Origin of the sequence: Heliorestis acidaminivorans, from assembly GCF_008933955.1 — a bacterium.
Classification (GTDB): Bacteria; Bacillota; Desulfitobacteriia; order Heliobacteriales; family Heliobacteriaceae; genus Heliorestis; species Heliorestis acidaminivorans.
On the sequence record NZ_WBXO01000007.1, the window covers coordinates 124842 to 135048 of the forward strand.

Annotated in this window: 7 protein-coding genes; all 7 read left to right on the forward strand. The window is 36.4% G+C overall.

Going from position 1 to position 10207, the window contains the following annotated elements:
* Positions 1–174 precede the first annotated feature (174 nt).
* The 7 genes from F9B85_RS10160 (at position 175) to F9B85_RS10190 (ending at position 9435) form a co-directional block, all read left to right on the forward strand.
* On the forward strand, positions 175–858 hold the full coding sequence (locus tag F9B85_RS10160) for a hypothetical protein (protein WP_151620541.1): 684 nt from the start codon (positions 175–177) through the stop codon (positions 856–858).
* A gap of 22 nt (positions 859–880) precedes the next feature.
* The gene (locus F9B85_RS10165) at positions 881–1870 is read left to right on the forward strand and encodes an HNH endonuclease (RefSeq protein WP_151620543.1); all 990 of its coding nucleotides are present in this window, start codon (positions 881–883) and stop codon (positions 1868–1870) included.
* Positions 1871–1995: 125 nt separating this feature from the next.
* Entirely contained in the window at positions 1996–2568 is a 573-nt protein-coding gene (locus F9B85_RS10170) for a hypothetical protein (protein ID WP_151620545.1), read from the forward strand.
* Positions 2569–2616: 48 nt separating this feature from the next.
* The gene (locus F9B85_RS10175) at positions 2617–3762 is read left to right on the forward strand and encodes a DUF5780 domain-containing protein (protein WP_151620547.1); all 1146 of its coding nucleotides are present in this window, start codon (positions 2617–2619) and stop codon (positions 3760–3762) included.
* 174 nt (positions 3763–3936) lie between these two features.
* Positions 3937–5760, forward strand: a complete 1824-nt coding sequence (locus tag F9B85_RS14610) for an McrB family protein (RefSeq protein ID WP_151620549.1) — start codon at positions 3937–3939, stop codon at positions 5758–5760.
* Positions 5757–6950 carry an McrC family protein gene (locus F9B85_RS10185; RefSeq protein ID WP_170270405.1) on the forward strand — a complete coding sequence of 398 codons (1194 nt, stop codon included), beginning with the start codon at positions 5757–5759 and terminating at the stop codon, positions 6948–6950. The genes F9B85_RS14610 and F9B85_RS10185 overlap by 4 nt, the downstream gene beginning before the upstream one ends.
* 106 nt (positions 6951–7056) lie before the next feature.
* Positions 7057–9435 (forward strand): hypothetical protein, encoded by a 2379-nt coding sequence (locus F9B85_RS10190; RefSeq protein WP_151620553.1) that lies wholly within the window; start codon positions 7057–7059, stop codon positions 9433–9435.
* Positions 9436–10207 lie beyond the last annotated feature (772 nt).

Consider the following 10207-nt stretch of genomic DNA (forward strand, 5'->3'; position numbering starts at 1 on the left):
CAGCATTTTATCTTCTGATGATGTTTCTTTCACTGATCGAATTATTGGAAAAACTACCGTTACGGATTCAGATAGTTACTATATAGGCATACTTTGAAACGCTTGCTTATTATTAGCGAATACGATTAAACTCTGCAAGCAAAAACCGACGGACAGGGAACTGGAGAGGGTTTAATGATTCTTGGTGAATACTTTGATGAAGATAATGATTGGATTATTGATATACAATATGGAGTCTATTCTAAGGTCGTGGTAAACATATTATGGTATGCCCGGAATGCATATAGTCATGCAGAGAGAGTTATTGGCGTTAATACTGATTTAGGAAAGAACATGAATACAAGCTCATTTGATCATCGTAGCTTACAGTATTTTCATGATATGATCGCTTCTCATTTTCGTTACAAGCATGCTAATGAAATTGAACCTTGTATTCCCGGTTTATTAGACGATCTTACGGACGAAGAACGAGTACTGATTCTGTGGAATGAATTTTATCCCGATGAAATTAAACGTCTTTTTTTGCGGTATCCTGAACTACCAAAGCTGATTGTTACTGCAGCAGTTTACAATAATCCAGATCGCAGGGGCATTGAAGCGGAAGAATGGATTTACCACATTATAAATGATGCATACCCAGAAACTAGAGAGTGGCGAAATAAAAAGTTAGGAAAAAGTGGGTTAAAACTGAAACTGAAGATTGGCTCAGAACCAGTGAACATTAAAATAGAGGATAATATGCGTACTATATTGGAAGATTGTATGAGGGAGAAAAATATCTCACTTGAAGAAGCGATGAACTATCTTATCAGTGTTGGATGGAAGGAACATCGTCTGGTATCAAAAAAGGATGACTGAGTTGGTTTAGGAGGGACAAGCTTTGAACTACTACGAAAAGTGTATTAACTCTTTTCTCTCTACTGTTTCCTCAAAAATGTCTGCACTTTATCTTCCAGTCATGTTTCTTTCACTGATTGAGCTGTTAGAAGATCAGTACAAATTTGATGTTGTTTACGGGGAGCACATTCAAGTAACAAACACTCGAATTAAAATCTCTTATCCTTTGATAACTTCCTACTTTTTATCTTATTTACTACGAATTAGAAAAGAGATTCCTTCTATTAAAATGGCACCAACAAAAAACAGAACACATGATGATGCCTTTATCGAAGATCAAGAAGGGTTACTAAAAGATCTTACATTGCCAGGTCAGATTCTTTATTCATCTACCTTCGAACAAAGAGGGAAGATTGTTCTTAGTCGAATGAGGAAATCAGATAACGTTTTTCCCGTTTTTGAGAGACATTGTCCGATTTTGGTCTGTGAAAAGACGCATATAGAAATGGATATTGCAGCCGTGCATGCCCTAACAAGCAATTCTGTGCTGTACGCTCGTATGGGTGAGCTAATTTGCTTTCAGTATCTTAGTAGGATTACTTATAACTACGATTTGCGGGAGAAAATCGAGCAATACTTCATCCGAGGGGACAGTCGTGTTGACTTCCCAAATAAAGCAAAATCCTATGTAATTGATTTTCAAGAGAACCGTTGTTATTACTGTGAGCGTGTATTAGACGGTAGTTCATCTCAGAGCCAAGCAAGGGCAGATCATTTTATCCCTTGGGTCTTCGTTAAGACATCGACTTTAGAAAATCTTATCTATGCTTGTAACGAATGTAACGGAACGAAGCTTCATCGGTTGCCGAAGTTGGCTTATTTCAACAAGCTTTTACATCGGAATGCTTCTAATGGAGATTTTATTTCGAGTTACCCTGAACTGGTTCCTAACTGGACAGAGCGTGTTGAGAGATGGGTTAAGAATTATCATCAGGCATCTGAGCAGTTGAGTACGGGGTGGGGGCCACTGTGAAAGAGGAGCAATGATTAATGAGTAATCGAAATAAAAATTCGCTGAGAAGTTATTGGTGCTCCATGAATATCAAATAACTTTTTAGCTTGATTTATAAAAAGTTGCGGCGAAAGGGAAGATAGGTATTGAATATTAAGAAATCACTAATATTTATCATGGTATTAATGCTTACTATGTCAGGATGTACAGGATCAAGTACAGCAAAAAAAACAGTAGTTGAGGACTTTTTTGACTTGATTATACAAGGAAACTACTATGAAGCAGAAAAACTGTTAGTGAATGATGATGATTTTGAAACGCTAGGTCAAGTTAACGAAGATATTCAAAAAAAAGAAATAACTAAATTGTACTTCTCTAAATTCAGTTATGAGATTAAGAAAGTAGATAAATCATTATTATTAGTAGAGATTACAGCTATAGATGAAACAAAATTACTTGAAAAAATATTAGATGACATTACTTTAGCTGGTTTTAGTGGAAATATACTGACGGGTTTTCAAGATGCAACAAAAGATACCTTTAAACGCATTACAGACGGAATAAAAAACGATTCGGTACCCATACAAAGAAAAACCATTGTTGTTAGTTTAAAAGAAGTTGACGGTAACTACCGGATTGATTTGGATGAAGATTTTAAGAGAGGCTTTTTTGAGCCTATTTTGAAAGTTCTTGATATTAATGAAATGCTAATGAGATAAAGTAGTTGTTAAGTAATAGGTAAAAAAAGCAAAGGGGGCTACAAATGAATGAGTTGTTCTAAGTGTGGTGTTGAACTGCCAGAGAACAGAGAATCTTGTCCAAAGTGTAATACGATGAATACAGAACAAAGTAGCAATGAAACTTTTACTTCAAAGATATTAAAAAATAAGAAAGTAGCTTTTACTGCTGGATTATCCGTTCTGTTACTTGCTATAGTTTTAATCTCACTTAGTTTTGGAGATGATAGCGATAAGTTTGCTAGGCTTTTGTCACAAGGACAGTATATTGAAGCAAAAAGTGTATATTCTCAAAAAATTGAGGGAGATGAACTAAAAGAGAAAAATGTTAAGATAATAATTAAAAACCAAGCTACGGCTATTTTTAACAATTACAAAAATAAAAAAACAAATTACGAAGAAGCTAAACAAAGCTTAAATGGATTACTAGAATTAGGAATTTCTAGTAATGATATAAAGAAAGTAGATGAAAAAATCGAATTGCTTCAAAGGTCTAGAACATCATTTGAAAAAGGGAATGAATATCTTGATAAAACAAATTACGGTGAAGCAATAAAAGCTTTTGGCAATGTAATTGAAGAAGATGATAGTTATGATATAGCCCAAAAGCTGATTAAGGATAACTTAGTTACATTTAAAGATGATATTATTAAAAAAGCAGATAATTACTATAACAATGGTGAATACATAAACGCAATTAATACTATTAACGATGGCTTAAAATACTTAAAAAATGATGAAGTATTAACAGCAAAAAAAGAGATTTATCAAGAAAAAAGAATAGAGTATTTAAAAGAAAATCAAGAATTAGTAGTTTTGAGTGCTGGTATTCTACATGATTGGCTTCACGATGAAATGGCTGAAGTTATTGTGAAAAATACTACTAATAAAGTCGTGAAAAAATACGAAGTAGGTTATATGGCATATGACAAGAATGGATATCCTATTAAAGTTGGGTGGCTTACACCAGAGTATTTGAAAATTGGACTAGCAGAAGCTAATATTCAACCAAACCAAACTTATGGTAGAAACAGCGGATGGCAATTAAGAAATAAGAATGCTAATAAAATTCTAGCTGTTGTAAAATACGTTGAATACTATGATGGTAGCGTTTGGAATAACCCCTATTATAGACTTTGGGTTGAGAAGTACAAAGAAAAACCTCTGGTCGACTAAGAACGACTGTAAAGTGAGTCATTAATAATATCTAGGGAGCAATTTAATTTCATAGTGAGAGCTGCCATTGAGAGAGGAAGTGCTCCATTATAAAGATTGACAAATACAAAGGAAATAGAGAGGTATAGAAAGTGATGATGTATACGAGTTAATGGCTTCAAAGGTGGTTAAGAGATGAAAAAAAGCTATAGCTGGACAAAGCCAAACATTCCTCACTTAATTGGCAGAAAAAAAGTTGATCTTTCTACTTTTGAATATGGAATTCATATTCCTTTAGATTTTATTTCGGATTTTGTTCAAGCTAACGATGGATTTCATTTGGAGCGTGGAGAGAAGAGAATTGAAATATTCCTAATTCATGAAACGATTCGCTATAAAGCTTCTTTGCACAATGTGAATCGACAGAAAACCGATGGTGATGTATTACAGATACGTTATGACAATAATGAGGAAATGAAGCAATTACTCAGGGAAAGACTAAATAGAAGTTATTCATACATTCAAGAGCAAAAAGCAATAAAAGAAGATTCAAGCAGAATAAAGCTCCCAAACGAAATTGGTGAGTATATAGACTTTTATGAAACTGGCAGACCTTTTGAGTATCGAATTGAGCTTATTGCAGCAGGCAACATAGAGGCTCTAACCTCAACAGAGACTCCATCAAGAAAAACAGATGATGATGAAATAAATACATGGATTTTTCAGGCTAACCCCAAAAAGTATGACCTTTCTAGGGCTTTACATGCTCTTGAAAAGCTAACCTGGGGTACTTTTCGCTATAAAGCAAAGATTCGTAAAGGACATAAGGTGTATTTATGGGAGGCTGGTGAAAAATCAGGACTTGTTGCTACTGCAACGGTCTTAACAGATCCAGAAATTGTTCAAGCAGCTCCAGAAGAAGAGCCTTACTTTATTGCAAGAGAAATAGAACGGGTAGGAGTTTGGCTCAAAATAGGAGCTATACTTCCAGAGAGAATTTTACGTAAAGACATACTTGACCATCCCGTATTAAAGGACATGCTAATCATTCGACAAGCCAATGGCACCAACTTTCCAGTTACGGCAGAGCAAGAAGAGGCCATAGAAGCATTAATCCAATCAAAAGAACAGGTAAAGGCAATTTACGATGATGAGACGATGATGGATGCTCCTACTGTTTTTTCACCGAATCCCGAATATTCATTAATTAAATGCGCTGAAGAGACCGGAGTTAGTGAAGAAGACCTATCTAACTGGATACGAGTGATTCAATCTAAAGGACAAGCTATTTTTTATGGGCCACCTGGAACAGGGAAAACGTACTTAGCACAGCGTCTAGCTAAACACCTTATTGGAGACGGTAACGGCTTTCAAAAACTAATTCAGTTTCATCCTGCCTATGCATATGAAGATTTTATACAGGGAATACGGCCTGCAGTTAATCGGCATGGTCAATTGGAGTATAAGCTTACTCCAGGACGATTTATGGAGTTTTGCCAAGAGGCAGAAAAAAGAAATGGCATATGCGTTCTTATCATAGATGAAATTAATCGAGCTAATCTGACTCGGGTTTTCGGTGAATTAATGTATTTATTAGAGTACAGAGATCGAAATATTCCGTTGTCCTGTAGTGGCCATTTCACAATTCCACAAAACGTACGCATTATAGGAACCATGAACACGGCTGATCGTTCCATTGCATTAGTTGATTATGCCTTACGTAGACGTTTTGCTTTTATTCCTTTAAGACCGGACTATGAAGTGCTTCGTCGATTTCATCAGAATAACCAGTTTCCAGTGGAATTATTGATTAAGATTTTACAGGAGTTAAATCGATTAATTAATGACCCCCATTATGAGATAGGAATATCTTTTTTCCTGAAAAATAACTTAGAAGAATCATTGACCGATGTTTGGCAATTTGAGATTGAGCCGTACCTAGAGGAATACTTTTTTGATAGGGCAGACCAATGGCAAGATTATCGTTGGAGCCACATCAAAGGAAAACTAAAACTATGAGAAAAAGACAAGTCCTGGAGCTAACAGAGCATTGTCCTGTTTATTTGCAAAAAGAAGAACTGACCAGTGAAATAGGTGAATGGCTCTGGAAAAATTATAACAAGCAAGTGCAGGTAGAGTTTCCGACTCATCTTACAGCTCATCAATGGCGGCTAACGGCTCAAGGGTGGGTAGGCTCCATTCCAATTTCCACACATCTAGAGTTACGTTTAATTCCCAAGGTAGCGGTATCGAACTTATTTCAGATGCTAGATTATGCCTATCAGCTAAGAAACTTTATCGTTTTAGATGATCTTATTGAATGTGATTCCCTAGATGATTTATATGAACGTCTGGCACAGCTTCTAGCTAATATGGTTTTTCAGAGAAGCAAAAAAGGATTCTATCAAGAATACCGAGATAATTCTGATAAGTTACCTTATGTACGTGGAAGAATCGATACTATGGACAACATATCTAAGCCATGGGAAGTACACATACGTTGTAATTATCAGGAGCGTACCGCAGATATTGAAGAGAATCAAATTCTGTGTTGGACACTCTGGTTAATTCTATGTAGTGGTTTTTGTGGTGAAAAAGTAACGATGAAGGTTCGTCGTGCCTTTAAAAGTCTTCATGGTCATGCTCGTTTGGTGCCGTTAAAGGATAATGATTTAACACGACAAAGCTATAATCGGCTAAGCCAAGATTACGAACCGATGCACATACTATGTCGATTTTTCCTCGATAACATAGGACCAGGGCATCGTGTAGGAGCACATAAGATGTTGCCATTTTTGGTAAATATGGCACGTCTATATGAACAGTTTGTAGCGCAGTGGTTAGTAGAGCATTTACCAGACAATTATCGTTTGAAAAAGCAGGAACGTCTTCAAATTGACCATGACGGTGAATTAATAGTTTCTATTGATCTAGTAATTTATGATTGGCGAACAAATCAAGTTCTATATATTTTAGATACGAAGTATAAAGTCGTTGAACGTCCAAGTCCACAGGATGTTTATCAAATTGTAACCTATGCGGTCGCAAAAGAATGTCATGAAGCGATACTTATATATCCTTTTCAGGTAACAAACCAAAGAGAGCAAAGAATTGGTCAAATTCGCTTGAGGATGCTTTCTTTTCCGCTGGGTGGTGATTTAGGGGAAGCAGGGCAAACTTTTCTAAGAGACTTATTTAAGTTCTCATAGGAAATTTGTCAATAATAAATAAGGATATTAAACTGTGTTAAATGAAAAGGCTTATTTGTATGACCGAGAGGAGAAAAGTTTAATGTTTTAAGAAGAGGTGAGCTAAATGAAGGATAGCTGGTGTAGGGATTTATTTTTTCGTTTGTATTATGCAGACTCAGCAGATGAAGTACATCATATTTGCATTAATGACAGTGCCTTATCTAATCCTGATAACTGGCTTCCCTACGGGGGTAAAAAAAGTAACGCTGGTACATTTGAAAACCAACAAAGTAATCCAATACCAGCACTTGCTGAAAAAATTACCAATGGCATTGATTCAATTTTAGTTAAAGAGTGTCGTTTAGCTAACCTTAATCCAGAAGGACCGCCGGGAAGCGGAGCCCCACGAAGTATGGAAGATGCTGTAGCATTATTTTTTGGAGTTCGAAACCTAAATTGGTCAGATGTAGCACGTCCGCGTGAAATTGCAAAAAGAATCCAAGTAATAGCTACTGGAGATCGTAAAACACCAAATATAACTGTTTTCGATGACGGTGAAGGCCAACATCCTGATCATTTTCCAGATACTTTTTTATCAATAGGTCGTGGAAATAAGGTGAAAATTCCATTTGTGCAGGGTCGTTTTAATATGGGCTCAACAGGTGCTGTTACTTTTTGTGGAGGACATAGGTATCAACTAATTGGCTCTATGGTACCTGCAGCATTAAACGGAGGAACTACGTCACCATTTGGATTTACCTTAGTAAGGCGTCATATTATGACAGAAAATGAACGTGCAATAATGCGTAGTGCATGGTATGAATATTTTGCTCCTAATGGTATGGTACCTCGTTTTAAGGCTATTGAACTTGATCTAAGCTTGCATAATAAAATGCCTATTAACGGTGGTGCAGTTGTAAAGCTTTACTCATATCAACTTCCTACGGGATCACGTTCCGATTTTACTCTTGATATGTACAGGGATCTAAATCAATATCTGTATAAGCCGGCTATACCCTTATTAATTTACGAGAAGCGTGGGTACGGTGGTCATAGTGATAGCAAAGTAATGTTAGGTAATCGAAATCGTATATTGGTAGATGACCGAAATAATGTGGAAAAAATAATAGCATTTGAGTTAGAAAGAGACGATATTGGCAAGCTAGCAATCGAAGCTACAGTTTTTAAAAGCGGTGTTAACCGAAACGAATATATAAAAGATAAGGCTGTTGTCTTTTCACTGAACGGACAAGTTCATGGGTATTTACCACGCTCATTCATTTCACAAGAAGTACAGTTCGGGATGCTGCGAGATTGTATGCTAGTACATGTCGATTGCTCAAATACAAAAGTTCATCAAGATTTATTTATGGCTTCTCGAGATCGATTAAGAGAAGGACCTGTTACGAAATCACTGTTAGATGTGCTTGTACGTGAACTTAAGCAGAATCATGAATTGCGAGAACTTAATCGTATGCGCCGAAATCAACTTATCGATAAAGATGCTAAATCGACTGATCTTATTAGGAATTTAGCTAAAAAACTACATATAGATTCAGATTTAACAAAATTGATCTCTAAAGATTCTCAATTAACTTTTTTAGGTAAAGTACGTCGGTCTGCAGCGGAACATCTTTCTGGAGATAAACAGCGAATTGACTCTAAGCGATTTCCTACAATTTTCAAATTGCAAGGTTCTAAAGAAAACAATAAGCAAAATGTAAAAGCCATTCCTCTAGGCGGTAATGGGATTTTGAAATTTGAGACTGATGTTGAAAATGAGTATTTTGTTCGGACTACAGAACCGGGTGAATTACAAGTAAAAATCTTAACTTTGCATCGTCCTAATAAGGCAGACGGAGGAACAGCACCTGGTATACCTTCTGAGCCAACCGAGCTATTTGATATTCGAAAAACAGGTCCTTCTGAGGGAACGATTCGATTATCGCTGATGCCCAAAGAAAGTAAGCTTTCAGTGGGTGATCAAATAGAAGTATCGGTATCTCTCACATCTCCAGATGGAGATCGTGAAGTAGTTGTATGGATTAAAGTAGTAGAATCGAGAAATGAGAATCCAGAAGATCCACCAAGTAATAGAGAAGCACCACCTACATTACCAGAAGCTATAGAAGTATTTCAAAATAATAATGAAGAAAAGACTTTAAAGACGTGGGCTGATTACAATTGGAATGGCGAAGAAGTGGTTACTTTGCTTATAGATGGTGGTACTATTCAAGCCATAGCAATAAACATGGATTCGCCGGCAATTCGAAGATACCTCGGTTTGAAGCGTAATCTGACGGAAAATATTGTGACAGAAATTAAGCGCCGATATTTTGTAAATATGTATATGCACTCTTTATTTTTATACGGAACAATGGAAAAATTCGTAGGAAACAAACATTTTAATAACATTGAAATCAACGAAGTTATTGAAAAAACAATGCGTGGCTATGGTTTGTTTCTTCTTGAAATGGAAGATAAGAACTTGTTAGCCGAGTAGAATTCTTTTCATCAGATATTTGTTATCTTGAACGTTCACGCTATGTAACACTTTTGTCTTTCACAGGAGAGTAAGGATCCAAGAGGGTGTCTGGTCGACGATATGCAATAAGTTGTAGCATATATCCCTGAATCTAAGTGTTTTTTTACACAAGTCCAAAATTATTGATTTTGCTAGGTTTAAAGAAAGGGATGATTTTTATGCAGGTATTTTACTTTATCCTTTTCATAATAGTTTTTATTGTGTCTGCAATGATATTTAACTAATGTTAAATATCCAAAGAAAAGATTTACTTCTTAAGTACAGCTACTATTTAGCAATGCTGATGGTTGGTAATTATAATACTGTTAATGCCAATACATAATGTCCCGAACATGATGAAAAAATATCCAGAAATTACGAATATCATGAGCAAAATAAGAACAGGAGAGGCTTGATAGTCCTTCCCCTGTTTAGTTATCAAACAGAATTTTGCTTCGCTATGAAGTACATCTTTCCACCTAGAATCTAGCTCTAGTCGGCAGGGTGAGGTCTTCCCGCTTTATTGGACACCACTAAGTGTGGATTTCTCGGTCTTTCGTAGAATTACATAAAGTATCTTTATTCGACGTCGTCACCGCCACCCGAAGGGTCTCATACAGCCAGTCGCCAGTCAAGGGCTAGGGCTTCGCCGTCGCCTTCGGCGACCCTTGACAGTCGCCTTTCTGTATGAAGGATGCATCAATTAGGCGGTCGACGACAGGGTCTGCGTTTTTGCTTTTCCCTTGCTACT